Source organism: Brevibacterium sp. FME17 (assembly GCF_014897515.1).
Taxonomy (GTDB): Bacteria; Actinomycetota; Actinomycetes; order Actinomycetales; family Brevibacteriaceae; genus Brevibacterium.
This window is the reverse complement of the sequence record NZ_JABUYD010000012.1, coordinates 36,233-62,717: the sequence shown is the minus strand read 5'-3', so window position 1 is coordinate 62,717 and position 26,485 is coordinate 36,233. Positions and strand designations below refer to the sequence as shown.

At 63.3% G+C, this 26,485-nt stretch carries 24 protein-coding genes and 1 tRNA gene; 10 read left to right on the top strand and 15 right to left on the bottom strand.

Translation table 11 applies throughout. From position 1 onward, the window contains the following. Positions 1-8: 8 nt before the first annotated feature. From xdhC to INT40_RS12205, 4 genes are all read right to left on the bottom strand, one after another. Positions 9-818 (bottom strand): xanthine dehydrogenase accessory protein XdhC, encoded by an 810-nt coding sequence (gene xdhC / locus INT40_RS12220; protein WP_193071622.1) that lies wholly within the window; start codon positions 816-818, stop codon positions 9-11. After that, positions 815-3,250 (bottom strand): xanthine dehydrogenase molybdopterin binding subunit, encoded by a 2,436-nt coding sequence (gene xdhB, locus INT40_RS12215; protein WP_193071623.1) that lies wholly within the window; start codon positions 3,248-3,250, stop codon positions 815-817. Before xdhB ends, xdhC begins: the two co-directional genes overlap by 4 nt. Beyond that, complete coding sequence (locus INT40_RS12210) at positions 3,247-4,731, bottom strand: xanthine dehydrogenase small subunit (RefSeq protein ID WP_193071624.1); 1,485 nt, start codon at positions 4,729-4,731, stop codon at positions 3,247-3,249. Before INT40_RS12210 ends, xdhB begins: the two co-directional genes overlap by 4 nt. A 228-nt stretch (positions 4,732-4,959) precedes the next feature. Then, the gene (locus tag INT40_RS12205) at positions 4,960-6,441 is read right to left on the bottom strand and encodes an NCS2 family permease (protein ID WP_101570903.1); all 1,482 of its coding nucleotides are present in this window, start codon (positions 6,439-6,441) and stop codon (positions 4,960-4,962) included. A gap of 272 nt (positions 6,442-6,713) precedes the next feature. On the opposite strand from INT40_RS12205, the gene INT40_RS12200 reads away from it, so the two are divergent. The 6 genes from INT40_RS12200 (at position 6,714) to INT40_RS12180 (ending at position 10,425) form a co-directional block, all read left to right on the top strand. After that, complete coding sequence (locus INT40_RS12200; protein WP_319020880.1) at positions 6,714-7,499, top strand: IclR family transcriptional regulator; 786 nt, start codon at positions 6,714-6,716, stop codon at positions 7,497-7,499. A 20-nt stretch (positions 7,500-7,519) separates the two neighbouring features. Further along, positions 7,520-7,927 carry a thiamine pyrophosphate-dependent enzyme gene (locus INT40_RS12195; protein WP_264298408.1) on the top strand — a complete coding sequence of 136 codons (408 nt, stop codon included), beginning with the start codon at positions 7,520-7,522 and terminating at the stop codon, positions 7,925-7,927. Positions 7,928-7,994: 67 nt separating this feature from the next. Continuing rightward, positions 7,995-8,753, top strand: coding sequence for an alpha-ketoacid dehydrogenase subunit beta (locus tag INT40_RS12190; protein WP_193071625.1), 759 nt, complete (start codon positions 7,995-7,997; stop codon positions 8,751-8,753). Beyond that, entirely contained in the window at positions 8,750-8,896 is a 147-nt protein-coding gene (locus INT40_RS20640; RefSeq protein ID WP_226831238.1) for a hypothetical protein, read from the top strand. The genes INT40_RS12190 and INT40_RS20640 overlap by 4 nt, the downstream gene beginning before the upstream one ends. After that, positions 8,866-8,988, top strand: coding sequence for a biotin/lipoyl-containing protein (locus INT40_RS21215; protein WP_319021985.1), 123 nt, complete (start codon positions 8,866-8,868; stop codon positions 8,986-8,988). Before INT40_RS20640 ends, INT40_RS21215 begins: the two co-directional genes overlap by 31 nt. Positions 8,989-9,243: 255 nt before the next feature. Further along, a complete protein-coding gene (locus tag INT40_RS12180; protein WP_193071626.1) occupies positions 9,244-10,425 on the top strand; it encodes an integrase core domain-containing protein in 1,182 nt (393 codons plus the stop codon). Positions 10,426-10,519: 94 nt separating this feature from the next. On the opposite strand, the gene INT40_RS12175 is transcribed toward INT40_RS12180, so the two are convergent. The 3 genes from INT40_RS12175 to INT40_RS12165 all read right to left on the bottom strand — a co-directional run bounded on the left by INT40_RS12175 (position 10,520) and on the right by INT40_RS12165 (position 11,757). Further along, positions 10,520-10,607, bottom strand: a tRNA-Ser gene (locus INT40_RS12175). A gap of 89 nt (positions 10,608-10,696) precedes the next feature. Beyond that, positions 10,697-11,143, bottom strand: a complete 447-nt coding sequence (gene tadA / locus INT40_RS12170) for a tRNA adenosine(34) deaminase TadA (RefSeq protein ID WP_193096164.1) — start codon at positions 11,141-11,143, stop codon at positions 10,697-10,699. A gap of 59 nt (positions 11,144-11,202) precedes the next feature. Further along, on the bottom strand, positions 11,203-11,757 hold the full coding sequence (locus INT40_RS12165) for a tRNA adenosine deaminase-associated protein (protein ID WP_193096163.1): 555 nt from the start codon (positions 11,755-11,757) through the stop codon (positions 11,203-11,205). Positions 11,758-11,836: 79 nt separating this feature from the next. Between INT40_RS12165 and upp the strand changes: the two genes are divergently transcribed. From upp to INT40_RS12150, 3 genes are all read left to right on the top strand, one after another. Then, positions 11,837-12,475, top strand: coding sequence for a uracil phosphoribosyltransferase (gene upp, locus INT40_RS12160; RefSeq protein ID WP_101572032.1), 639 nt, complete (start codon positions 11,837-11,839; stop codon positions 12,473-12,475). 322 nt (positions 12,476-12,797) lie between these two features. Next, on the top strand, positions 12,798-13,625 hold the full coding sequence (locus INT40_RS12155; protein ID WP_193096162.1) for a winged helix-turn-helix transcriptional regulator: 828 nt from the start codon (positions 12,798-12,800) through the stop codon (positions 13,623-13,625). 87 nt (positions 13,626-13,712) lie between these two features. Further along, on the top strand, positions 13,713-14,654 hold the full coding sequence (locus INT40_RS12150) for an endonuclease/exonuclease/phosphatase family protein (protein WP_193096161.1): 942 nt from the start codon (positions 13,713-13,715) through the stop codon (positions 14,652-14,654). Between the two features lie 7 nt (positions 14,655-14,661). Here the strand turns inward: INT40_RS12150 and INT40_RS12145 are convergent, their stop codons facing one another. Further along, complete coding sequence (locus INT40_RS12145) at positions 14,662-15,849, bottom strand: MarP family serine protease (RefSeq protein WP_101572026.1); 1,188 nt, start codon at positions 15,847-15,849, stop codon at positions 14,662-14,664. A gap of 8 nt (positions 15,850-15,857) precedes the next feature. Then, a complete protein-coding gene (locus INT40_RS12140) occupies positions 15,858-17,555 on the bottom strand; it encodes a PrsW family intramembrane metalloprotease (RefSeq protein WP_226831236.1) in 1,698 nt (565 codons plus the stop codon). A 383-nt stretch (positions 17,556-17,938) separates the two neighbouring features. Between INT40_RS12140 and INT40_RS12135 the strand changes: the two genes are divergently transcribed. After that, positions 17,939-19,879 (top strand): LPXTG cell wall anchor domain-containing protein, encoded by a 1,941-nt coding sequence (locus tag INT40_RS12135; RefSeq protein ID WP_193096160.1) that lies wholly within the window; start codon positions 17,939-17,941, stop codon positions 19,877-19,879. 97 nt (positions 19,880-19,976) lie between these two features. On the opposite strand, the gene INT40_RS12130 is transcribed toward INT40_RS12135, so the two are convergent. The 6 genes from INT40_RS12130 to INT40_RS12105 are packed head-to-tail and all read right to left on the bottom strand — an operon-like array spanning position 19,977 to position 26,377. Further along, complete coding sequence (locus INT40_RS12130; protein WP_193096159.1) at positions 19,977-20,765, bottom strand: HpcH/HpaI aldolase family protein; 789 nt, start codon at positions 20,763-20,765, stop codon at positions 19,977-19,979. Further along, the gene (locus INT40_RS12125; RefSeq protein WP_193096158.1) at positions 20,750-21,535 is read right to left on the bottom strand and encodes a fumarylacetoacetate hydrolase family protein; all 786 of its coding nucleotides are present in this window, start codon (positions 21,533-21,535) and stop codon (positions 20,750-20,752) included. The genes INT40_RS12130 and INT40_RS12125 overlap by 16 nt, the downstream gene beginning before the upstream one ends. Before the next feature lie 12 nt (positions 21,536-21,547). After that, positions 21,548-22,660 carry a 3,4-dihydroxyphenylacetate 2,3-dioxygenase gene (gene hpaD, locus INT40_RS12120; protein WP_193096157.1) on the bottom strand — a complete coding sequence of 371 codons (1,113 nt, stop codon included), beginning with the start codon at positions 22,658-22,660 and terminating at the stop codon, positions 21,548-21,550. An 11-nt stretch (positions 22,661-22,671) separates the two neighbouring features. After that, the gene (gene hpaE, locus INT40_RS12115; RefSeq protein WP_193096156.1) at positions 22,672-24,177 is read right to left on the bottom strand and encodes a 5-carboxymethyl-2-hydroxymuconate semialdehyde dehydrogenase; all 1,506 of its coding nucleotides are present in this window, start codon (positions 24,175-24,177) and stop codon (positions 22,672-22,674) included. Further along, on the bottom strand, positions 24,174-24,899 hold the full coding sequence (locus INT40_RS12110; protein ID WP_193071632.1) for a GntR family transcriptional regulator: 726 nt from the start codon (positions 24,897-24,899) through the stop codon (positions 24,174-24,176). Before INT40_RS12110 ends, hpaE begins: the two co-directional genes overlap by 4 nt. Then, positions 24,896-26,377 carry a fumarylacetoacetate hydrolase family protein gene (locus INT40_RS12105; protein WP_193071633.1) on the bottom strand — a complete coding sequence of 494 codons (1,482 nt, stop codon included), beginning with the start codon at positions 26,375-26,377 and terminating at the stop codon, positions 24,896-24,898. Before INT40_RS12105 ends, INT40_RS12110 begins: the two co-directional genes overlap by 4 nt. Positions 26,378-26,485: the final 108 nt, after the last annotated feature.

Below are 26,485 nucleotides of genomic sequence, written 5' to 3'. Positions count from 1 at the left end.
GGTGAAAGTCAGCCCATGCGGCCAAGCAGATCGGCGGCGACGCTGAGTGCGATCGTCGCCGGCTGTTTGCCAGGCAGATCGGGCAGTCCGATGGGGCAGTCGATGGTGTCGACGGACTCGGGTGTGTGGCCCTCGGCGATGAGGTTCTTCCGGAACCGCTGCCATTTGGCGCTCGAGCCGATGAGCCCGATGGAGCCGAGGTCGCCGCGGGTCAGTGCCGCATCGCAGAGGTGGAGATCCTCGGCGTGGTCGTGGGTCATGATGAGAACGTGCGTACCGGCAGGCAGCCCGACGAGCACCTCTTCGCCGACAACGGCGAACTCGCGATGAATCGCAGCCACGGGCGGCTCCAACCGGTCGAGCTCCCCTAGGTGCTCCGGGCGAGAATCGCTGACGTGGACATCGATGTCGTGGCGGGCCAGGATCCGGGTCAGCTCGAGCCCGATGTTGCCGATGCCGAAGATCGCCACCGAGGCGGGCACGGGCAGCGGTTCGAGCAGAACGCTGACCTCCCCGCCGCAGCATTGGCGCCCGTATTTGGCGGGTGCTTTGTCGTTGAGTCGCAGAGTGAGCATCTCGGGTTCGGCGCGGTGCTCCCCCGACGCCGAGTCTGCTGCGGCGGCGAGGATCTCGCGGGCACGGGTGACGGCCGTCATCTCCAGATTGCCGCCGCCGATGGTCCCATACAGGTCATCGGCGGTGGCGATCAGCTTCGCTCCGGCTTCACGCGGGGCGTGCCCGCGAACCGAAGCAAGAGTGACGAGGACGGCCGGCACTCGAGCCTTCCGAAGCTCGGCCGTTGTGTCCATCCAAGTCATGATGGGACACTGATGCCTTCCGGATTCTCCCGCGCAGCATCGCCGGACGCAGCCGCAGCGCCAGTGGCAGCCGCACCGCTCGTGGCAGGTGAGCGCACCGATTCGATGGCCCAGAACACGGCTTCGGGAGTCGCCGGTGAAGCCAGCTCAACCGACGGCCCCACACCGCCCGGCTCGGACTCAGCGCCGAACGCGGCCACAGCGTCTCGCAGGGCTTCGCGGACGGAGAAGGCAAGCATGAGCGGAGGTTCGCCCACGGCCTTCGAACCGTAGACGGCGCCCTCTTCGTGCGCCTTGTCCAGCACCGCAACGTTGAAGATCTCGGGGGCTTCGGAGAAGCTGGGGATCTTGTACGTGCTTGCGGCCTGGGTGGCTAGGCGACCTCGGCTGGGTTTGTCTGATTCATCCCAGCGCAGGTCTTCCAGTGTCAGCCAGCCGGCGCCCTGGACGAAGCCGCCCTCGATCTGGCCGAGGTCGATCAGGGGTGAGAGCGAGTCGCCGACGTCATGGACGATGTCGACGCGACGCAGCGTGTAGGAGCCGTCGAAGCGGTTGACCTCGACCTCGGACGCGGCAGCCCCGTAGGCGAAGTATTTGAAGGGTTCGCCGGTCATGATCGACAGGTCCCAGTGCAATCCCTCGGTCCGGTAGAACCCGGAGGCCGAGAGCTGGATCCGCTGGAAGTAGGCGGCGTTGATGAGCTCTTCCCAGGTCACTGTCTTCTTCGAGGACAGTGCGCTGACGATGCCGCGGCTTACGCTCACCTCGTGGGCGGGTGCCCCGAGGATCCCGGCTGCCACCTGGGTCAGACGATCCCGGATCTGCTCGCAGGCGTCCTTGACCGCACCGCCGTTGAGGTCGGTGCCGGAGCTCGCCGCCGTCGCCGAGGTGTTGGGGACCTTGTCCGTGCGCGTGGGCGCGAGCCGCACCGTGGACAGAGGCACACCGAGAGTGGTGGCCGCGACCTGCAGCATCTTCATGTGCAGGCCCTGTCCCATTTCGGTGCCGCCGTGGGTGACGAGGACAGAACCGTCCTTGTACACCAGCACGAGGGCCCCGCCCTGGTTGAAGGCGGTGAGGTTGAACGAGATCCCGAACTTCACAGGGGTCAGCGCGATCGCGCGTTTGACGTGATCGTTGCGGGCATTGAACTGCTCGATCTCGGCTTCCCGAGCCTCCACCTCGGCGGTAGTGACGACCTGGTCCCAGGTGGCCTCCAGCCTCTCTGGGTGACGCACGGGCTGGTAGTACGGGGTGTCCTGGCCGGCTTGGTAGAAGTTGCGGCGACGCAGCTCTCGAGCCGACAGACCCAGCTTCGGGGCGACCCGGCCGAGGATGTCCTCCATCACCAGCATGCCCTGCGGCCCGCCGAACCCGCGGAACGCGGTCTGCGAAGTCTTGTTGCACTTCGCGATGCGACCGGCCACGCGGATATTGGGCACCCAGTAGGCGTTGTCGATGTGGCACATGGCCCTGGTGAGCACGGGCTCGGACAGGTCGAGGCTCCACCCGCCGTCGGCGGTCAGCGTCGCATCCAAGGCAAGGATCTTGCCTTCCTCGGTGAAGCCGATCTTCCAGGACGAGTGAAAGCCGTGACGTTTGCCGGTCATCGTGATGTCGAGCGTGCGGTTGAGTCGCAGGCGCACCGGACGACCGGTGAGCTTCGCGCCGAGAGCCGCGAGTGCGGCGTAACCGTGGGGCTGCATCTCCTTGCCGCCGAAACCTCCGCCCATGCGCAGGCACTGCACGGTCACCTCGTGGGCGGGAACCCCGAGGACATGGGAGACGATGTCCTGCGTTTCGGTGGGATGCTGTGTCGAGCACTGGACGAAGATCTGTCCGCTCTCGTCGACCTGAGCCAGTGAGGCCTGGGTCTCGAGGTAAAAGTGCTCCTGACCGGCGAACTCGAATTCGCCTTCGAACACGTGGGCGGCATCGGCGAAGGCTCCCGTGGCGTCACCCTTGTCGATGACGGGCTGGATGCCGTGGAAGCTGCCCGCCTCGATCGCCTCACGTACGGTGACGAGCGAGGGCAGGGTGTCGTAGTCGACGACCACAGCCGCGGCTCCGGCCTTCGCAGCTTCGAGGTCGTTGCCGAGGACCCAGGCGACGGGCTGGCCGTAGAACATCACTTCGTCGACGGGCAGCATCGGTTCGTCGTGCTTGACGCCCTGGTCGTTGACGCCGGGGATGTCTGCAGCGGTGATGACGCGAACGACTCCGGGCACCGCATAGGCACCGTCGATGTCGACCCTGTTCAGTTTCGCGTGGGCCTGAGTGGACTGCACCGGGTAGGCGTGGAGGACGCCGGCGAGGCGTCCGACGAGGTCATCAGTGTAGAGGGCAGCTCCGGTGACGTGGCCGAAGGCGCTTTCGTGATGGTGGCTCTCACCGACGATGGGGTCGGTGGGGCGCTGTGAGAGGTGGCTCATCGTCCTGCCTCCTGTTCTGCATAGAAGCGTTCCAACGAGGACCGCAGCATCGCGGTCCGATATTTCGCACTCGCCCGGTGATCGTCCATCGGGGTGCCTTCTGCTGCCAGTGTTTCGGCTGCGCCGTGGACGGTGTCCAGCGTCCAGGGTGCGCCTTCAAGCAGCGCCTCGGTGGCCCTGGCGCGCAGCGGGGTGGCCGCGACTCCGCCCAGACCGATCCGAGCCTTGGTCACGATCCCGTCTGCAACGGTCACGGAGTAGCCGATGGCGACCGAGGAGATGTCGTCGAAGCGGCGCTTTGCGATCTTCTGGAACGAGGTCATGGGGGCCAGCGGCAGCGGGATGCGGATCGCAGAGATGAGTTCCCCGGCACCCCGCACGGTCTGCCGGTAGCCGGTGAAGTACTCGGCGAGTTCCACGACCCGTGACCCGGTCGCCGAGGTGAGCACGAGCTGTGCGTCCAAGGCCAGGAGCGCCGGCGGGGTATCACCGATGGGTGAGCCGGTGCCGAGGTTGCCGCCGATGGTGGCGGCATTGCGGATGAGTCGGGAGGCGAACTGCGGAATCAGTTTGCCCAGCAGCGGGATCGAGCCGGCGAGTTCGCGTTCGAGTTCGCTCAGGGTGTGGGCGGCTCCGAGTTCGATGTATTCGTCGGTGCGGGTGATGCCGCGCAGTTCGGCCAGGCGGTCGATGGCGAGCATCGATTTGGCGCGTGCCCCCTTGATGTTGACCTCGACGCCCCAGTCGGTGGCGCCGGCGACGACGAGAACCTCGGGTTCGGCAGCCAAGATATCCAGCGCCTCGGCGAGGGTGGACGGGCGACGGTAGCGTCCGGCTTCACCGGTGGCAGTATCCGTGCGGTGAATATCGGTGCTCGCCGAGGTGGGCGCCGACTTCTGGGTGCGCGCGGCAATCGAGTCGCCGGGTTCGGGCTGGCCCAGTGCGTAGGCGGCGTCGCGGATGGGGCGATAGCCAGTGCAGCGGCAGAGGTTGCCGGACAAGGAGTGGATGTCGAAGCCGTTGGGACCGCAGTGGTGGTCCTCGTCCGCTGCGGCTGAGGCAGCCGAGGCGTCGTCGGCACGTTCGGGCCGGTAATATTCGGCGGCCATGGAGCAGATGAAGCCGGGGGTGCAGTATCCGCATTGGGATCCGCCGCGCACGGCCATCTCTTCTTGGACGGGGTGGACGGATTCACCGTCGACGAGCCCTTCGGCTGTGATGACCTCTTGGCCATCGAGTGCTGCGGCGGGCAGCAGGCACGAGTTGACCGAGGTCCATCGGGTGGTCCCATCGGCGTCGGGGCGGGCGACCATGATCGCGCAGGCTCCGCATTCGCCTTCGGCGCAGCCTTCTTTTGCTGCGGTGAGGCCGACTCCGCGAAGGAAGTCCAAAGCATTTGTGTGTGGGGGGCCCTCAATCTCATGAACGGCTGAGTTCACTGAAACCTGGGCGGTGGAACGTTGAGTTGCCGGGGCAGACATCGCACTTACCTCCTGCGCCTCGTCTCTGCGGCGCACAGTGCATGGTTAGAACATTTGCTTCATTCTTCGAAACTTCTGGTTATCCATGCGAACAGCAGCGAAGAACGTGGTGTCGAGATGACGGTGTGGCCCGATTGACCGGGTGACCCGTCAGTGCAGCGACTGACGGGCTTCAGTCGCCGTGCGCGATCTGGCCCTTTCCCCAAGCAAGATGTCCCATCATTTCACTCATCCACCCAACATAGCCGAAATCGGTCCGCGAACGAAGTACAGCACGAATCCTGCGGACACGAGCCAGAGGAGCCAGTGGACGTCTTTGCCGCGCTTGCTCATCGCGTGGATGACGGCCCAGGAGATGAACCCGACGCCGATTCCGTTGGCGATCGAGTAGGTCAGCGGCATCGTGACCATGGTCAGGAACACCGGCAGTGAGGTGCGGAAGTCGCTCATGTCGATCTCGCGGATCTGAGTGACCATCATGGCACCGACGACGACGAGCGCGGCGGCGCCGGCTTCCATCGGGATGACTCCGATGAGCGGTGCGAAGAACATCGACAGCAGGAACAGCACACCGGTGATGCAGGCGGCAAGTCCGGTTCGTGCACCTTCGGCAATGCCTGCTGCTGCGTCGACGAACACGGTGTTCGACGAGGCGGAGGCTCCACCACCGGCGACTGCGCCGAGGCCCTCGACGATGAATGCTCCGCGGATGCGGGGGAACATTCCATCCTTCGTCTGCAGACCGGCGCTGCGCGCGAGCCCGGTCATTGTGCCCATGGCGTCGAAGAAGTTCGTGAACACCAGAGTGAAGACGAGCATTGTGGCTGCGAGGACGCCGATGCGCTCGAAGGCTCCGAACAGGTCGAAGGCTCCGATGAGGGAGAAGTCCGGCAATGCGACGATCTGGCTGGGAATCTCAGGTGCTGCAAGGTTCCAGCCCTTCGGGTCCGGACTGACCGGATCTCCCACGGTGCCCAGCTTTGCGATCGCCTGGATGACCATCGCAAGGATCGTGGCCACGACGATGCCGATGAGGATTCCACCGGGAACGTTGCGAGCGACGAGGATGCCGATGAGGAACAGTGCGACCACGAACACCAACGTCGGCAGCGAAGCGATCGATCCGTCCTGTCCCAGCTGGACGGGAGGTCCGGCCGGAGTGCGGGTGACGAAGCCGGAGTTGACGAAGCCGATGAACGCAATGAACAGGCCGATGCCGACCGTGATCGCGACCTTCAGTGCGTGGGGCACGGCGTTGAAGATCGCGGTTCGGATGCCGGTGGCTCCGAGGACGACGATGATCACACCGTTGATGACGACGAGCCCCATGGCTTCGACCCAGGTCACTTCCTGAACCACGGATACGGCCAGGAAGCTGTTCATGCCAAGGCCCGCGGCGAGCGCGAAGGGCAGCCTCGCGACGACTCCGAAGAGGATCGTGATGACACCGGCGACGAGGCCGGTGACAGCGGTCAGTTGGGCGAAGTCGAGCGACCCGCCCGCGACATCCTCGGAACCGCCCAGGATGAGGGGGTTGAGGACGACGATGTAGGCCATCGCGACGAAGGCGACGATGCCTCCGCGGATCTCTTGCTTGATCGAGGAACCACGTGATGTGATTTCGAAGAATCTGTCGAGCAGGCCGGGACTCCCGCTGCTCTCGGCGGCGGACTCTGTGTCCCGCCGTTGGTCGTTGTCAACCTTTTTCATGGATCACCTCAAGTTGTTCGATTTGATCAGCCGTCAACATCATCGTTGGCGACCATGCGCCTTGAACATGCGCAGAGAAACGGGCGCTGCTTCCACGACAGAAACTTTTTTTCGCATCATGGAAAGACACTTCCGTTCCGACTGACCAGTTAAGTCTGTTTTGCATAATGTGTCAACGATCACAATCTGGCTACGAGGACCGACCGCCGCCGATTCACCCGATTCGACCACACACAATCATCGCAAATCTCGCGCCTGGCGCTGCCATCGGGGTGCGGGCCGTTGCCGCGAAAGGGTGGGTATCCACTGCCGAACGGTCTAGGATCGATGCCACATTCGAGAGCGGCACCGATGCCGATTCCCGAGGAGGACCCGTATGTCTGAGCCGACACTCATCGGATCTGTCCAGAGAGCTGCCGCGCGTCGTCGGCCTGCCCCTGCCCACGGCATACCACCTCCTGCGCACCCTCGTCTTCGAAGGCTATCTGAGCAAAAACGAAGACGGATACCTGCTCGGGCCAGCCGCCTCACAGCAACAGCGTTCGTCCCCGCAGCAGAGACTCCCACGGATCCGACCCGTGCTGCGCTCCCTGCGCGACGAACTCGGCGGTGCCACATACCTCTCGATCTACGATCACAGAGAGATCCGACTCGTCGATATCGCCGATGGCCCCACCGCACCCGCGGTCGTCCTCTGGGCGGGCGTTCACGAATCGGGACATGCAACAGCATTCGGGAAGGCAATCCTCGCCGGCCTCACCCAAGACCAGCGGGCCGTCTACATCGACCGTCATGATCTTTTCGACCTCATCCCGAGCACGGTCACGAACCGCGGAGCCCTCGAGAGGAGTCTGAATACAACCCCCACGGTCTGGTCCGACTCCGAGGAATATCTGCTTGGGACCTCTTGCCTGGCGACGACGATCAGCGCAGGTGAGACGGTCGGGGCAATTGCGGTCCCCCTGCCATCACATAGGCCGGATACACATGACCAGGCCCTCACATTGCAACGGGCGACACGGCGACTGAGCAGAATCATGGACGCTTCGACGGCCTGAGCGATGGATGCGGCGGGCATATGCACCTCTTCGATCCGGCTGTGAAGTTCTCCTGTTCTGGAATCGTGGGCGAGGGCCTGCCCGTGGCCGTGGGCCAGGCGCTCTCGTTCTCGCGCAAGGGCCTCGACAACATCGCCGTCGCCGTGGCGGGGGAAGGTGCCGCCAACCAGGGCGTGTTCCACGAGTCCCTCAATCTGGCTGCGCTGTGGAAGGTGCCGGTCATCTTCGTCTTCGAAGACAACGATTGGGGAATCTCGGTTGCGCGCGCCACATCCACCTCGGTGACCTCCAACGGCGGCGGACCCAACCTGATCGAAGTCCATACGCTTCGCCTGTGGGGACATTTCGAAGGCGATGCTCAGGGATACCGCCCGAACTTGAAGGAGTGCCCGGCCTCGACCCGATCCCCACCTACGAAGCTCAGCTGAAAGGAAGCGGCGTCATCGACGACTTCCGGCAGCCAACAACTGCCACCCCAATACCAGGAGGACAGCAATGACAACGACAGCACAGCCATCGACCCGTCGCCTCAACACCGCTAAGGCCACGGTTGAAGCAATTGCCACGGAGATGGACCGCGATGAGAATGTGTTCGTCATGGGCGAGGACGTCGGCGACTACGGCGGCATCTTCTCCTCGATCACAGGCCTGTTCGAGCGATTCGGCCCAGAGCGCGTCATCGACACCCCGATCTCGGAGACCGGATTCATCGGAGCTGCGACGGAGGGCATGCGGCCGATCGTCGAGCTCATGTTCGTCGACTTCTTCGGCGTGTGCATGGACCAGATCTACAATCACATGGCCAAGATCGACTATGAGTCCGGCGGCAATGTCACGGTTCCGCTCGTGCTCACGACCACAGTCGGCGGGGGCTATTCCGATGGGGCGCAGCACTCCCAATGTCTGTGGGGAATATTCGCACATCTGCCGGGCATGATGATCGTCGTTCCGAGCAATCCAGCCGATGCTGCGGGACTGATGACAACGGCGATCCGGGACGACAATCCCATCGTCTTCATGTTCCACAAGGGAGTTCAGGGACTGCCGTGGATGGCGAAGAACCGCCGGTCAATCGGCCTGTCAGGGGAGATCGCGGCAAGGATCACAGAACACGACCCCAGCATGCTCAAGACACCGATCGAGCGCGTCGCCAACCCCGATATCCCGATCCCCTACGCTCGCCCCTTGGAGTATGCAGCCTTGCCGACTCCTGCAGGGATCAAAGAGGCGATCCTCAAGCAGGTGAACCGATGACTGAGATCGTCTTCCCCACGCTGTCGGAGAACAGTCCGGACACGGAGGGCGTCGTCTCCACGTGGTTCGCCGAGGACGGCAGCAAGGTGTCAATAGGGATCTCATCGCTGAGGTGGCTGTGGACAAGGTGGACGCCGAGGTGACCGCACCCGAATCTGGAACGTTGAGCCATGTGGTTGCCGAAGGTGGAGCGACAACCCAAGGGTCGGTGATCGCGACGATCGCCTCGACCTGAGCGAACAACGATCCGGCACGATGCCCTGAGCTGGCTCCAGCCATTTCCAGGTGCATCCGAGCACAGAAAAGCCTGAGCCGTGACATCGTCTTCCAACGATGTCACGGCTCAGGCAAAACGCGGTGGCGGTGGTGTCTGGTTGCACGACATCGTTCCGCTATGTCTCCCGACATAGTTCCGGTCTCTGTCTCACGACATCAATCCCCTGGTGTGTCACGACATACTTCCGCTGGTGTCTCGCGACATCGTTCCTCTATGAACGATTCAAACAAGAACCGCTCGATCATCCTCGCCATCACCGAAGGCGGACTCACCCAGACCCAAGCAGCCCAACGCTTCAACGTCTCCACCCGCTGGATCCGGACCCTCCTGACCCGGTACCGCACCGGAGGCCTCGACGCCGTCGACCCACAATCGAAACGCCCCCACACCAACCCCAACGCCACCGATCAGGCCACCACCTCCACGATCCTGACACTGCGCGACTCCCTGAACGCCGACGGCCTCGATGCCGGACCCGAATCAATCTGGGACCGACTCCCAGCACAGACCCGACCCAGCACCGCTACGATCTGGCGAATCCTGCGCCGCAACAACACGATCACCGACCAACCCCAGAAACGACCACGCTCGTCCTGGCACCGATTCGAAGCCGCAACCCCAAACGAGACCTGGCAATCCGACTTCACCCACTGGCCCCTCGCCGATGGCACCGACACCGAGATCATCTCCTGGCTCGATGACCACTCCCGCAAACTCCTCCACGCCACCGCCCACACCCCCGTGACCGGACCTATCGTCATCGACACCTTCAGCCAGACCATGGATGCCTACGGGCCACCAACATCTACCCTGACCGATAACGGCATGGTCTACACAGCCCGATTTTCTCGCGGCAACGACGGCACACGCGACCAACCCAACGCCTTCGAGCAACTCCTGTCCGACCTGGCCATCACGCAGAAGAACGGTGGCCCCAACAAACCGACCACGCAGGGCAAGATCGAGCGCTATCACCAGACGCTCAAACGGTGGCTCAGAGCCGACGGGGACGTCGAATCGGTCGAGGCACTCAACGAGCAGCTGGTCAGATTCGCCCACGTCTACAACACACAGCGGCCCCATCGGGCTATTGGCAGGCGCACGCCCGACACCGCCTATAACGCCACACCGAAGGCACAGCCGGTGATCGAGGTCGGCAACCGAGTCTGGCGCATCCGTTACGACCGAGTCGATGCCTACGGAAAGATCAGCCTGCGCTTTGCCGGCAGACTCCGACATCTGGGCATCGGGAGAGCATATGCGCAAAAGCGAGTTCTCTTACTCGTCCATGACCGGGAAACGATGGTCATCGACCGAGGCGCAGGAGCAATCATCGCGCAACACACGATCGATATCGAGAAGAACTACCAGCCATCGAAAGGAACGATGACGTGAGACATGACCGGAATGATGACGTGAGACAGAACCGGGCCAGAAATGAAAAATGTGCCGCGACATCGTAGGAACGATGTCGCGACACATCACAACGCGGTGGCGGTGGGATTTGAACCCACGGTAGGGGGATGCCCTACACGACATTTCGAGTGTCGCACCTTCGGCCGCTCGGACACGCCACCGCGGACAACATTACAGTCAGGCCCAGGTGGCAACCAAATCGAGCGAGAGTGACTTGAACCACTGCCCTGCTTCACGCTTCCGACGGCGCTCAGCCAGCAGCGCTCTCCCGCTTTGCGGCGAAGAAATCACTCAGCAGGCTGCGGCACTTCTTCGCCGCCACGCCGGAGTAGACCTCAGGATGATGCAGTGCGGCGCGGTCTCGCAGCAGATCCCAGACCGAGCCTGCAGCACCGGCCTTTTCATCGAAGGCCCCATAGACGACTCGCGCCACCCGAGACCCGACGACTGCACCTGCGCACATTGCGCAGGGTTCGAGGGTGACGACGAGAGTGACGTCGTCGAGGCGCCACCGTCCGGTCGCCTCGGCGGCATTGCGCAGAGCCATGAGCTCAGCATGCCCGAGAGGATCCTGATCGACTTCGCGTCGATTATGACCGCGGCCGATGACCGAACCTTCGGCATCGAGAACCACGGCCCCGACGGGCACGTCGTCATGTTCACCGGCCAGGGCCGCCTCGGCGAGGGCAAGAGTCATCCAGTCCTGGAAGTGCGGGTGAGCACCAAAGCCGAGTTCTGCACTTTCCTCCGGTGCGCTCAGCGGGCGGCCTGAAGCTGGTCGGCGAATCCGACGGTCTCGCCGACGTGAGCGACGACGCGGGCAGGATCCGAGCGGTACTTCTCCACCTGTTCGATGAGCTCTGCGGGCAGGACTCCGCGATCGGCATAGATCTCAGCATCGCCGCCCCACTCCGCGGCGGCGTCGAACTCGAGCATCGCGACCTCTTCGTCTTCATCCTCGTCATCGGCCTCCGCGGCCCCGTCTTCCGCGAGCCCGAACTCCTCCTCCGGCTCAGCCTCGTAGGCATCGGGCTGCGAATCGAGGTAATCGGCGAAGATCTCCGCGAAGGGACTGAGCTCGACGGCACGCAGGTCAGAAAGGAAGACTCGGATCTCGTTGTTCTCGCAGACTCGCACGAGGCCGAACCATTCGTCCTCGTGTTCGATGACAGCGACCGATTCGCCGTCTTCCGACCCGGCGGCCTGCATCATCTCAACGAGGCTGTCGAGATCGGAGGCATCCTGAACATCGACATCGAGCGCACGAAAACCATCGCTCGTTTCGGCAAGGATCTCAGTGAAGTAGGACATGACTCCATTGTGACGCTTCAGCCGACCTTTCACCACAGCTCCACGCGCGAAGATGAAAAGTTCCGTACCATTTATTCTTATGCGCCTTCATGTAGCCGATCACCCGCTCATCGCCCACAAACTCAGCGTCCTGCGTGACCAGAGCACCGACTCTGCACGGTTCCGCCAGCTCACCGAAGAACTCGTGATGCTTCTCGCCTACGAAGCCACTCGTTCGGTGGCGGTCGAGGACAAGGAGATCTCCACTCCAGTCACAACATTCACGGGCACCCGCCTGGCCGAGCCGCGCCCGGTTGTCGTCCCGATCCTGCGCGCGGGCCTGGGCATGCTCGACGGCATGCTGCGCATCCTCCCCACCGCCGAGGTGGGCTTCCTGGGAATGGTCCGCAACGAAGAGACCTTCGAGCCCAGCGCCTACGCAGATCGGCTGCCCGATGACCTCAGCGGTCGGCAGATCTTCGTCGTCGATCCGATGTTGGCCACGGGTGGGACCCTGGCCATGGCCATCGATTTCCTCCTCGCCCGAGGCGCCAGAGACGTCACGGCGGTCTGCCTCGTCAGCGCCCCGGAAGGCGTCGAGCGCATTGAAAAGGATTACGCACAGTCCGCGAATGTCGAGATCTACACCGCGGCACTGGACGAGAAACTCAATGAGAAGGGCTACATCGTGCCCGGGCTCGGCGACGCCGGTGATCGGATGTACGGAATCGTCGACTGACGCCAGCTGGTCGGCTGGACCGAGTCGACCGAGTCGACCAACTCGGTCGGCCAGGCCGTATGAACGGGCCCAGACGCGTCATATTTCGTCACACTCGTCTCATTTTCGGACTTTCCTTTGCACCCGACGAGTTTTGTGACAAATAATGAAGCCATGACTTCTACGACGCACTCGACACGAATGTGCCCCGCAGGCATGTGTATGCTCTGCGTTCGTTGTCGGTGACCGTCTCTCCGCTGTCCGGCCTCGAACGAGTACACGCAGTCTCCGCAGCGGACTCATTCAGTCACAACGGCCGTGCAGGCCGAAGCAAAGGACAGCCATGTCGAATCCAGAACCAGCATACGCACATCCACGCAGCGCAGCTGCCGTCCGTCGTGCAGGAGCCCGCTTGAGTGCAGTGGACCCGCAGAACCCGCCCCACACCTTCGGCCCCGCCGGTGTCGTGGCCTCACCGAAGGCAGCGCGCGGAATCATCGTCTACATCGGCCTGGACGAGTCCAAGGCGGCCGCTGATGGGACCAACCTCTCCGCGATCGCCGGTGAACTGCAGGCCTACGCGAAGGAATTGGCTTCCCAGGCGGAGACCCAAGCGGTCATCGCCTTGGCACCAGAAGGCCGCGGCAACGATATCGATGCCGTCCGTGCCGTGGCCAACGGCTCCCCCGCCGCCACCGGCACCCCGGCTGGAACACACGGCCCGGTCCGCTCCCGTATCCCCAACCGCATCCATCCGCCGGCCTTGCGCCGCGAACCTGACCAGGGCAACGGTGAAACCGCACCCACAGGTGGCTTCGGCTCACGCTTCGATGGGAACTTCCAGAACAGAACCGCCGAACGTCTGCGCATCGACATCCCGCGCCGCGAGGTTCGCATCGACGGCGACCTCGTCGATGTCACCACCAAGGAGTTCGACCTCCTGGCGACTCTCGTCTCTCATGCCGATTCCACTCTGCCGCGCGAAGATCTCATCACCGCTGTCTGGTCAGGTAGTGAAGTCCCTGATGAGCGGACTGTCGACGTGCATATCCGACGCCTGCGCAGGCGTCTGGGCGAGTACTCTTCGGTGATTCGGACCATGAGAGGCACCGGCTACCGCTATGACACTCACCCCGATGTCACGGTGTGGTCCGCCACCGCTCACCGGTGAGCCGATCGATTTCTGTGAGCCCAAGTGAGGCACGTCGCATGACTCACCCAGCATGAGGACAGACTCAACGGTTAAGCTTCTTAATCGATGAACCAGGAATCTTCGCAAACCAGAAAAACGCATAGCCCGGCCAAGGGGATCACTGTGCTGATCTTCGGCATGGCCTATGCTGCATTTCTCCTGCTCCACCACCTGCTGCCGGCCAGGATGGGCATTGCGCTGCTCGTCGAGAGCATTCTTCCGTGGACGGGACTTTTCCTCGCCCTCGTGCTGCTGATGTTCCTCTTCCGCTTCTCGGTGCTCTCAGCGATCGGCTTCCTCGTTCCGACAGTGGTCTGGGCTTCGATGTTCGGCTCTGCGTTGATTCCGGCCAGTGACAACGGCGAACCAGACCTCACCGTCGCCACGCACAATGTGGGTGCCAGGATGCCTGAGCCCACAGCAGCGGCAAAGAGCATCGTGTCCGCTGATCCTGACATCGTCACGATTCAGGAGCTGGAGTCCCTGTCGGGCAAGATCATCCACAAGGAACTCGATTCCTCATTCGAGCATTCGCAGGTCGTCGACACGATCGGCGTCTGGTCGAAATGGCCGATGTCCGAACCCGAAGAGGTGGACCTGGGTCTGCAGTGGCCACGCGCCTTCGCCACCACAGTGTCTACGGACCACGGCGATATCAGGTTCTACTCCGTGCATATGCCCTCGGTTCGTCCCGGCCACGAAGCCATGCGCAACGCGGCCATCCGCAGGCTGGCCACAGAAGTCGAAACCGATGAGGCCGAGCATGTCATCGTCGCCGGTGATTTCAACACCGCGACGACGGACACCAACTTCTCAACCCTGTCTCCCCCGCTGGAAGACACCCGCGTCGAAACCCGCGGCGGATTCGGCTTCACATGGCCCGCGCGCTTCCCCGTCACCCGGCTCGATCATGTCCTCTATCGCGGGTTCGAGGCCACCTCCGACGAGGTGCTGAGCCGTGGCTCGAGTGACCACCGTGCCGTCCTGGCTGGCCTCGACCTGAAATAGTCTGTCGCTAGCCGGTGCACTGACCTGTCGACTGCGGGGAACGGTTCTTCGCTCCGGCTTGCAGCTCATCGCTGATCTCCGACCGTGTGAGGGCATACCCAGTTTCATCATCGGTGGCGGACCTGGCGAAGACCATCCCCACCACGTCACCGTTAGCGTCCAGCAGCGGACCGCCCGAGTTTCCTTCGCGGACGATGCCTCGGAGCGAATACACCTCACGCACCACTGAGTTCGAATCATAGATATCGAGGCCGCGCGCGTTGATCGTCTCGCGCACTCGTGATGGGGAGATCGTGTAGGGGCCGTTCTGTGGGAATCCGGCGACTACGGAGTCATCTCCCGGTCCCAGCGCATTGCCGAAGTCAAGGGCGGGAGCTTCGAGGTCTGGAACCCGCAGGACGGCCACGTCGGCTTCAGGATCGAATTCCACCACCTCGGCGGAATAGGGCCTGCCCCTTCCGCCGACTTGGACGGCGAGCTCCTTGGAGCCGGCAACGACGTGGGCATTGGTGGCGACGAGCCCGTCACTGTAGACGAACCCCGAACCCTCGGATCCGGTCGGGCAGCTGGTGGCAGCTGTCGTGATCTTGACGACCGATTCTTCGACGCCACGGCCGACGTCGACCATCGCGGAGTCGGGTTCGCCGACGCCGCGGATCTGCTCTGTCTGCCCCGAGAACACCTGCGGGAACCCGGTGGCCTTGAGACCTTGCGAGATGTCGCCCAGCGCGATCTGCGAGGAGTACGGGATCGTCCGGTCGACGGCCGCGATCACCGACGAGTCCGCGACCCACCGATTCGGTTCGACCCACGGCGTGGTGCGGATGAAACCTGCCGCCAGCCAGATGACCAGGACGTAGACGACGCCAGCGGTGACTGTGCCTCCGATCGAGTCGATGCCCTGCCCGAGTTCTGAGTCCATGGATCGTCTGATCCACACCCCGACACCGTTGCCGGCGAAGGCGAACAGGACGCTGAGGACGAGCGGCATCGATGCCAGGAGGATGACGACGCCGGGATTCTCCATGACCTGTGTGCCTTGGCTCAGGCTTTCGACCAGAGGCGAGAGCAGCCTGCCTATGACCCAACCGACCACGAAACCGGCGACGGTGCCGAGACCGATGATGAAACCTTGGCGGAACCCGGAGAAGAGTGCAGCGATCCCCAGGATGATGATGATTACGTCGACGAGCATCACGGGAGTCAGCGAACCACGCTTCTCGAGGCGGCGAGAAGGCGATCGCGGGCGGAGGAGAACTTCTTCAGCTGGAAGCTCTCGATGTCACGTTCTTTCTGCCCGCCGACTCCGGCTAGGAGCCGCATGCGTGTCGTCGAGAGGTCCCCGGAGGTGCGGATCATGGTGCGCATCTCCTCTTTGCCGCCGGGGAAGGAATCCGCCCAGCGCTTGCCGAACTTGCGTCCCTTCCACGTTGCGAGCATGTCCACCTCGGAGTGGGTGAGCCAGCCTGTATTTGCATAGTCGCCGAGCATGTTCTGCGTGTGGAGGCGTTCGCTGCGACGGAGGAGAATTCCCAGCACCACCCAACAAGTGGTGAGGATGAAGCTGAGGGCGATGAGTCCGATGATCGACACGACCGGGTGGAAATGGCCGAGTCCGGTCATGGTGCCGTTCCACAGTGCGTGGAGAAGCATCCCGACCAAAAGTCCGGGCAGCCACATCAGGATGACCGCCCACCACTGCCACTTCCGGGCAGCGAGTCCGATAGTCACGCCGGCACAGGTGGAGAACGCTGTGTGCAACAACGGAGAACATATGCAGCGGAAGATGAAAGTCTGCAGCAGACCCCCAGCTTGGTGCTGTTCCCACGCTCCTCCGAGGTAAAGAACGTTTTCGGTGAAGGCGAAACCGGCGCCGATGAGGGCTCCGTAGACGAGTCCGTCGAGGGGACCTTCGAAGTGCCGACGAGCGGCGAGAGCGATGACAACGAGCAGTACGGTCTTCGTTGTCTCTTCGACGATCGGGGCCTGAACCACTGTGCCGAATGCGTTGGGCATTGCGCCGACGCCGGAGAAGTACAGAGCGACTTGGCCGACGAGCGTGACGAAGAGGGTGAGGATGACGGCGGCGACGGCACCCCAGAGCAGGCAGAGTCCGAGAATGATCTTGGGCTGCGGCCTCCAGCGATCGAGCCAGAGCACGTAGGCGATGATTGCGATCAATGGGATCGCGGACAGTGGGACGAGGACGAAGAGTTTAAGACCGAAGTTGAGACCGCCGAGCAGGGCGAGAAGCAAGAGTCCCACGAACAGTCCGACCACCGCAAGGATGGCAATCACGAGACGCACCACGTTTGCCGTCGAATCTGGTTCTTCTTCTGGCTGAGACTGGCGCACGGCCCCGGTCCACGGTGTCTCCGAAACGATCTGCTGTGGTGCCTGCATGCGCGCACGGACCCGCATCTCTTGGGTCACGGTCGGCGCGAACCGCGCCTGTTCGTAGACGCGTCGCTGCATCGGTAGCTGGCCCTGCACTGGTGGCTGGCCCTGCATCGGGGGCTGGCCCATTTGGCCGCCGAGGTGGGGGTTGGCCTGTCCCTGGAACGCCGGGTTCATGCCCGGCTGGGGAATCTGACGAGGAGCCTGTTGAGGACCCGGCTGCTGAGGACCAAGCCCCTGCGAACCGGGTCCGGGCTGCTGCGGACGAGGACGAAACCGGTCATTGCTCGGCCCCTGTTGAGGCGGAGGCCCCTGTTGAGGAGGCATCCCCTGCGGCATCTGGCCCTGACCCGGAGGCGGCATCTGTGCCTGCCCCTGAGGCGCAACATCAGGGTTCCGGGGGCCGGCGACCCGAGGCTGTTGCGCGCGCGGGGGCACTGGGTTGCCCGGGTGCGCGTTCTGCTGCGAGTCGGGGCCCTGTCCAGGGCCCACCTGATCCGACATATATCGTCCTTCGTCGTTTGGAATTGCCGCATTGCCAAGTTTACGGTCCAATGCTGACGTCAGGCCCAGAATGGTGTGTCCGTCCGGCAACAGTTCCTGGCTTTCGATGTCCCACTCAAGTTCGCTGGCATGTGGACGAATCAGCGTTCCCGGGGCCACCTCGGCGAGGGATCGCTGCGATGGAATCGCCCATTACGCGACCGATATCGTCGCCATCCGTCGTGACCTGGAACGATAGATGCCTGTGGGAGTGCTCGTCTGTCCACACCCACGCTGCCGTCGACGTTGACTCATGTTCGTTTTCCTGTGGATGGCACCGAGTGAATTCACAGGCAGATTTTCTGCTCTGGCCAGGTACGACAAGGTCATCGTGGAATCAGGGTATGACTACTCGCAGACGCATCACTCTCCGCTCAGCTCTCTTCTTCCTGATCTTGGCCCTGGCCCCGCTCATCGGATTCGGGCCCGCCATGGCCCAAGGACCGCCGGCAGGTCTCGGAGAGGTGCCGATGCACAAAGCCAGCAACGCCTATGGTCCCGGCATCTGGCATCACGCGCCACAGGGAAAGACCTGGTACGGCGCCTACAGAACTTTCGATGACACTCAGGCGTATTGCATCGATGCCGGCAAGCAGTCGCCACTTCCCAAGTACTTCAAGGGCTCGAAACCGAAGACGGTCACCTCTGCGCAGACGGCATGGGCGCTGTACGAGTACTCCGGGTCCAAATCAGCCGATGTGCAGGCAGCCTTGAGCGCGCTGGCTCGCCTGGACAAGGCGATTCCGCATGACCACAAGGTGCCTCCGCAGAAGCCTGGCGATCTGGGAAGGAAGTTCAAGGGTGCCGCGAAGCAGTTCTCAAAGATCAGCGCCGAGTCGAAGAAACTTGCAGGCCCCTATACCCTCGAAGTCACTCTGACCCCGGTCCTGGACATGCCGGAACTCGAGGCATACGGCAAGCAGGGACTCGGTGACAGTGATTTCAAACGAGACGACGCCGGCAAAGACGACGACGGTAAGGACGAGGACACAACGCTCCAACTCCCCACGACGGGTTCAGTTACGCTCTCCGTGTCCTTGACCAGCGCGTCCGGCACCGCGGTGCCCGGTATCCCCATCGCCCTCGATATCAGCGGAACCACGGACGCGCCGAAGTCCCTGACCAGTGAGGCGAAGCCCGTTGTCACCACCCTCAAACTCAAGGCTCCAGGCACGGTGACGGCCAAGGCATCTGCGAGCCTCGCACCGGAGTCAGTTCTCCTCTACAAGCCGCAGAAGACCAAACGAGTGCAGCGCGTCATCACGCCGGACGAACCTGTCGACGTCTCAGCCCAGGCGAAGGTCGACATGACCTCACAGCCTCGCATCACCACCGAAATCTCGGATCAGAGTCCACAGCCCGACGAATCGGTCACCGACAAGTTCACTGTCACAGGCCTGGTCGGTGACCACACGGTCACCGTGAAACATAAGCTGTGGCAGACGGAATCGATGCCGGAACCCGGAAAGAAGAACGACGACGCCGAGGTGATAGCCGAGGTGACGTCGAAGAACATCGGCAACGGCACGCACCAATCCGATGCGATCACAGTCCCCACGGACTTCCACGGCTGGATGTACTTCACTGAGACCATCGCCGGTGACAAGTCCACAAAGGAATGGAATGGTGTCCATGGTCAGCCGCGAGAGACAGGCTTTGTCCCCTGGACCCCGAAAGCCGCAACGGTAGCGGTCCTTGAGGTCAACTCCGTCCACGACGAAGTCACGGTCAGGGGACTGCGCCCAGGCGGCGAAGCAGTGATCACGATGACGGCATATCACTCGGAATCAGAGCCGAAGCAGTCCACAGAGATCAGTGGGACAGAGCTCGATTCCCAAGACATCACTGTCGTCGGAGACCAGGACGGCACGGCAACCGTGAGCTCGGAGGCCATCGACATGCCCGTCGGGTGGGTCACATATGTGACCACGATCCAGGGCAACGACGAGCACCACAAGTGGACGAGCGACTGGGGCGTCCCCGCCGAGACCGTGCACAGACCACCTGAGGAGACGCCGACAGCGCCACCCGAGGAACCCTCCACTCCCCCAGCACCACCGGAACCAACACCACCCGAGGAACCCTCGACACCCCCGGCACCACCGGAAGCCCCAGCATCTCCAGTCGAGCCGGTCGCCGACAAACCTGCGACACCCGCACCTCCTGCACAGCTGCCGAGAACGGGAACCACAGGCAACGGAATGCTCATCGGTGCCGGGATCTTCCTCATCGGCCTCGGAGCCACTGCCCTGCTCATCACGGGCAGCCGCCGCAACAAGGAGTGAATGGAGTGAGGAGTAATGAATAGAGCCGTGGCCCGGAGGACGCATACCCTCCGGGCCACGGTCCTGCAGTCACGCGGCTATTACTGCAGTCAGTCGCTCAATCGCGCACCCAGGTCTCGGCCCAGGCGCGGGCGCCGTTCATCATGAGGCCGACATCGGCACCGACGAGCACGAACGAAGCACCAGCGTCGAGGTACTTGCGAGCCTGCTCGGGATCGAAGGCGTTGACGCCGACGAGTTTGCCGGCCGCTTTGACCGCGTCGAAGGTGGCCAGCACCGCTGCGGTGACATCCGGATGGGACTGCTGACCGAGCAGACCCATCGAAGCCGCAAGGTCAGAGGGCCCGACGAACACCGCGTCGATCCCATCAACAGCAGCGATCTCCGCGGCGTTGTCCACCGCCGTTGCGGATTCGATCTGCACGGTCAGGGACACGAATTCTTCGGCCCGAGCGAGGTAGTTCGGCACCGCGTTCCAGCGCGAGACCCGGGCAAGCGCCGATCCGACCCCACGCACACCGCGAGGTGGGTAGTGCACGGAACGCACGGCAGCCTCGGCGTCGGCAGGGGTATCGACCATCGGTACGAGCAGATTCTGCGCACCGAGGTCGAGGTACTGCTTGATGAGCACCTGATCATTCACGGGCACCCGCACGACGGGGGTCGCGGGGTATCCGTTCATGGCCTGGAGGAGGCTGGTCGTGATCTGCAGGTCGATGGGCGAATGCTCGGCGTCGATGAGCACCCACTGCATTCCGGAGGCCGCGGCGATCTCCGCAGCCACGGGCGAGCCGGAGCAGACCCACATTCCGGCCAGGTACTCCCCCTCGCCCAACTGCGCGACGCGTTGGGTGAGGGTTTGTGGCAGATCTACTTGAAACGGCATGTGATGACTCCCAGATCTCCGTAGTCGGCGTGGACGGTGTCACCCGGGCTGACCCACATGGGCCGGGTGAAGGATCCTGCCAGAACGGTCTCGCCTGCTTGAAGGACATCGCCGTGTTCGGCCAGCTTGTTCGCCAACCACACGATGCCGCGGGCAGGATGGTCGAGGACGGCGGCGGCGAGGCCGGAGTCTTCGACCGACTCATTGCGATAGAGCAGCGCACCGACTCGGCGCAGATCAACAGCGTCGACGGCCACCGGACGACCGCCGAGGACCATGGCCCCCAGTGCCGCATTGTCAGAGATGGTATCGACGATGGTGCGGCCTTCCATCTCAATCCGAGACGACAGCACCTCGAGTGCCGGCACCACATGTTCGGTGGCTCGCAGGACGTCGATGAGGCCGATGTCGGGTCCGCGCAGCTCGTCCTTCAGCACAAAGGCGAGTTCGACCTCGACGCGCACGCCCGAATACTGCGAGTGGTCGATTACCGAGCCGGTGTCGTAGACCTGGTCGGCGAAGATCGCCCCGTAATCCGGTTCGCTGATCCCTGTCGCCTGCTGCATCGGCTTCGAAGTCAGGCCGATCTTATGGCCGATCAGCCTGCGCCCGGACGCCTCGCCTCGGCGACGCCATTCGTTCTGCACGGCATAGGAGTCCTCGACGGTCATATCGGGATACTTCGCCGTGAGCAGACCGATCTTCGTCCGGTTCTTCTCCGCATTCGCCAGATCGTCGGCGATGGCCGCGATCGTTGATTCATCGAGCATGTGCGCGTCTCCTCAGAGCTGGTGGCCCAATTTGAACTCGTCTTCTCCGTCGTCAGCGCCGGAGCGCTCACCGAAGTTCGTCGTCGCATCCTGACGGCGGGTGTAGGAGAATCCGTCGGCGCCGATCGTGACGTCCATTTCGGAATCGTCGGTGCGCTGCTTCAGCGGCACCGGATTGCCGTCGAGGTCGAGGACCGTGGAGGCGTCGGTGTACCAGGATAGTACAACCGGGTTGCCCCACCAGTCGCGACGCTGGTTGTCGTGAACGTCCCAGGTCACGCGGGGGTTGTCGGGGTCGCCCGTGTAGTAATCCTGGGTATAGATCTCGATCCGGTGACCGTCGGGGTCACGCAGGTAGAGGTAGAAGGCGTTCGAGACGCCGTGGCGTCCCGGTCCGCGTTCGATCGAATCCGAGAGTCGCAGTGCACCGAGCTTGTCGCAGATGGCGAGGATGTTGTGCTTCTCATGCGTGGCGAAGGCGACGTGGTGCATGCGCGGCCCGTCGCCGCCGGTCATTGCCGTGTCGTGCACCGTCGGCTTGCGGCGCATCCAGGCCGCGTAGACGGTGCCGTCGGAGTCCTGGATGTCCTCGGTGACGCGGAAGCCCAGGTTCTCCATGTAGTCCACTGCCTTCGGCACGTCTGGGGTGACCTGGTTGAAGTGGTCGATCCGGACGAGAGCTCCCGGGGAGTAGAGGTCGTAGCGCCAGGCCAGACGGTCGACATGGTCGACCTCGTAGAAGAACTCGTACGGGAACCCGAGGGGATCTTGGACGCGCACCGAATCGCCGATGCCCTTGACGAAGCCGTCTTTCTTCCGCACGACTTCGCAGCCGAGTTCACGGTAGTAGGCCTCGGCAGCGTCGACATCTTCAGGTGTGCGCACGCGATAGGAGAATACTGCGGCCGCTGCGACGGGTCCCTGTCGAAGCACCAGGTTGTGATGGATGAACTCCTCCATCGACCGCAGGTAGACGGCGTTGTCGTCTTCCTCGGTGACTTGGAGGTCGAGCACGTCGACATAGAAGTCACGGGACTTCTTCAGGTCGGTGACGACGAGTTCCATGTAGGCGCACCGCAGGATGTCGGGTGCCGGAACCGATGGGATTGGAATGGTTTGGGACATGTGTTTTCCTCTCACTGCTTCCCGAAGACGGGATTGTGAACCTCGCCGAGGTTGATGTGCACGGACTGCTGTTCCGTGTAGAAGTCGATCGAACGGTAGCCGCCCTCATGTCCGAGGCCCGAAGCCTTGACACCGCCGAAGGGGGTGCGCAGGTCGCGGACGTTGTTCGAGTTCAGCCACACCATTCCGGATTCGACGGCCTGCGAGAAGTTGTGTGCCCGTTTGAGGTCGGAGGTCCAGATGTAGGCGGCCAGACCGTACTTCGTGTTGTTGGCCAGCTGCAGGGCCTCTTCATCGGACTTGAACGGAGTGATCGCGACGACGGGCCCGAAGATCTCCTCCTGGAAGATCCGTGCGTCGGGTGCGACGTCGGCGAACACGGTTGGTTCCACGAAGTTGCCGGTGTCGAATCCTTCGGGGCGACCGCCGCCTGCGACGAGGCGAGCCTCTTCCTTGCCGATTTCGACGTAGGACATGACCTTGTCATAGTGCTCGGGGTGGACCAGTGCGGCCACCTCGGTGGTGGGATCCGAGGGCAGACCCACCTTCACACGCTTGGCCTGGGCGGCGTAGCGTTCGACGAACTCGTCGTAGATCGACTCTTCGACGAGGATGCGCGAACCAGCGGTGCAGCGTTCACCGTTGAGGGAGAAGACGCCGAAGACTGTGGAATTGATCGCGGTGTCGAGGTCGGCATCGGCGAAGACGACGGCCGGTGACTTTCCACCGAGCTCCATCGACAGGCCCTTGAGCCAGGGAGCGGCGTTGGCGAAGATCGTCTGACCGGTCGTGGACTCACCGGTGAACGAGATCAGCGGGACGTCCGGGTGCTTGACGAGGGAGTCGCCGGCGAAGCCCTCTTCGCCGTAGCCGTTGACCATGTTGAAGACGCCCTTGGGCAGTCCTGCCTCTTCGAAGATGCCCGGCCACAGCGATGCCGAGAGTGGGGTGAACTCGGCGGGTTTGAGCACGACGGCGTTACCGGTTGCGACCGCCGGGGCCAGCTTCCACGACTCGAGCATGAACGGTGTGTTCCACGGGGTGATGAGCCCGGCGACGCCGATGGGCTTGCGGTTGACGTAGTTGGCCTGGCGGCCGGGGACCTTGAACGCGTCGTCGACCTGGGCGACGATGAGGTCTGCGAAGAAGCGGAAGTTCTCCGCTGCGCGGTTGGCCTGGCCCTTCGCCTGGGTGATCGGCAGACCGGAGTCGAAGGACTCCATCTCTGCGAGTTCCTGGCTGCGGGTTTCGGCGATGTCGGCGATCTTGTTGAGGACGCGGGCGCGCTCACGTGGGAGCATCGTCGGCCACGGGCCCTCGTCGAAGGCCCACTTCGCCGAGGCGACGGCGGCGTCGATATCGGCCTTCTTGCCTGAGGCGGCCTTGATGTAGGGCTCGTTGGTCACCGGGTTGATGACATCGAATTCGTCGCCGTCGATCGAATCGACGAATTCGCCGTTGATGTAGTGACGGATCTTCTCCGGCAGGTTTGCTGGAGCTGCAGTGGACTCGGTCATGACTTGTCCTCTTCTCTGTCGATGTTTCTCATGGTCTTGGAGGTGGCTTGGGCTTCCTGGTAGCTGGCGAGGGTCGTTGAGCGGTGGCTCCTCACCACCCGCTCGATCTCCTCCGCCGAGGCGCGGGCCCGGATCAGCGCAACGATCCTGGAGTGCTCGTCGACCGACCCCAGAGCCCGTTCGGGCACGAAGGAGAAGGTCGAGTTGCGCAGGTGAGCCAGGCGGTCCCATTCGACGGCAACCAGATTGTGCAGCCGTTCGTTCGGACACCGGCGAAACAGTGCCGCATGGAATTCGTGGTTGAGGCGGGTGAACTCGGTGGGATCGAAGTCGGTCAGCAGATCACGCATGCGCTCATTGATCGCATCCGCCTCGGCGAGGTCCTGCTCATCCAAGAATTCAAGCGCCTGCGCGGTCGCGGCACCCTCAAGGATCGCCACGGCCTCCATCGACTGGACGTAGGAGGTGTGGTCAACCATGGCCACACGAGCCCCGACATTGCGTTCGAAGGTGACGAGTCCATCGGCCTCGAGGCGGCGAATGGCTTCCCGCACGGGCACGACAGAGGTGTCGAGTTCGAGAGCGATCTGAGCCAGAACCAGTTTGTGTCCGGGTTCGAAGGTCTGATCAGCGATGCACTTGCGGATCCACCGGTAGGCCGTCTCCGCCTTGCTCAGTGACGTCGCCTCCGGCTGTGTCTCCGCGGTGGGAACAGAAGTCATCGCGCGGCCTTCCAGGCTTCGAACTTCTCTTTCCATTGGCCCTTGGGCGGGAACAGGGATTCGATCGGATTGCCCGCCGCGACCTGCTCGGCCACCCAGCCGTCTTCGATCTCCTTCGCCAACGCCGAGTCGACGACGTCTTCGACGAGGTCACGTGGGATGACGATGACTCCGTCGTCGTCTCCGACGATCACATCGCCGGGCAGCACGGTGGCGTTTCCGCAGGCCACTGCCACGTCCGATTCCCAGGGAACGTGTTTGCGGCCGAGCACGGCGGGGTTCTTCGCCGTCGAGAACACGGGGAGGATTCCGGCCACCTCGGCGGAGTCGCGGACTCCCCCGTCGGTGATGACGCCGGTCGCACCTTTGGCCTTGGCCCGCAGCGCCAACACGTCACCGAGGGTTCCCGAACCGGACTCGCCGCGCGCCTCGATGACGACGACCTCACCGGACTGCAAAGAGTCGAAAGCCCGCTTCTGGGCGTTGTATCCGCCGCCATGGGATTTGAACAGGTCCTCACGGTTGGGCACGAAGCGCAGAGTCTTCGCGGTGCCCACGACTTTGCTGCCGGGCACCAGCGACGAGACGCCTTCGATGACCACATTGTTGAGTCCGCGTGCACGCAGCTGCGCGGAGAGACCAGCCGTCGGAGCCTCGGTGAGCTTGGCGCGCAGGTCCTCACTCAGTGCACCGCCGCCGGTGGATTCCGGTGCCAGGCCTGCGGCCTCTCGCGATCCCCAGGCGTCGACCTGCAGCGCTTCGGTCACGGCCGGTGTGCTGCCGAGGTTCGGGTCGAATTTCCCCGGCCCTTCGACGACATTCGTGACGAGTCGGCCCGTGCTGAGTTCTGATCCGGTACTCGCCGAGGTGGTGCTGACCTCGACCTCGACCGTGTCCCCGGGAGCCACCACGGATGATCCCGCAGGGGTGCCGGTGAGGATGACGTCGCCGGGCTCCAGGGTCATGTGCTGGCTGAGATCGGCGACAATCTGGGTCAGGGGGAAGATCAGCTGTGCGGCACCCGTGCCGTCGTCCTGCTTGACCTCGCCGTTGACCCAGGTGCGGATGCGCAGCGACTGAGGGTCAGCCTCGGCGGCGGGGATGATGTTCGGACCCAGCGGTGTGTACCCGTCGCGGCTCTTCGACCGCAGGTTCGAGCCCTTGTCGGGTGACTTGATGTCGTAGAGGCCGAAGTCGTTGGACGCGGTCACTCCCTCGACGAAGGTCCAGGCCTCGTCGGGGCTGACGGATCGGGCCGCGGTGCCGATGATGACCGCGATCTCGCCTTCGAAGGCAAGCAGCGATGTCCCGGCAGGGCGCTCGATCGCCTCACCAGACGCGGCCAGGGAACTGGTGGCCTTGAGGAAATAGGACGGCTGGGAGGGCCGTTTTCCGCGCTGGGCGGAGCGTGACTCGTACGCCACATGGACGGCAATGATCTTGCCCGGTCGGACTGGGACACCAGCTGGAGTCGACATCGATCTCGCACCTCATTTCGATTGGCTTTCACCCAGATCGTATATGATACGGTTCCGGAGGACAAGTAGTCCGCGTCACATGATTGAGGTCACGTCAGCGTTCCGATG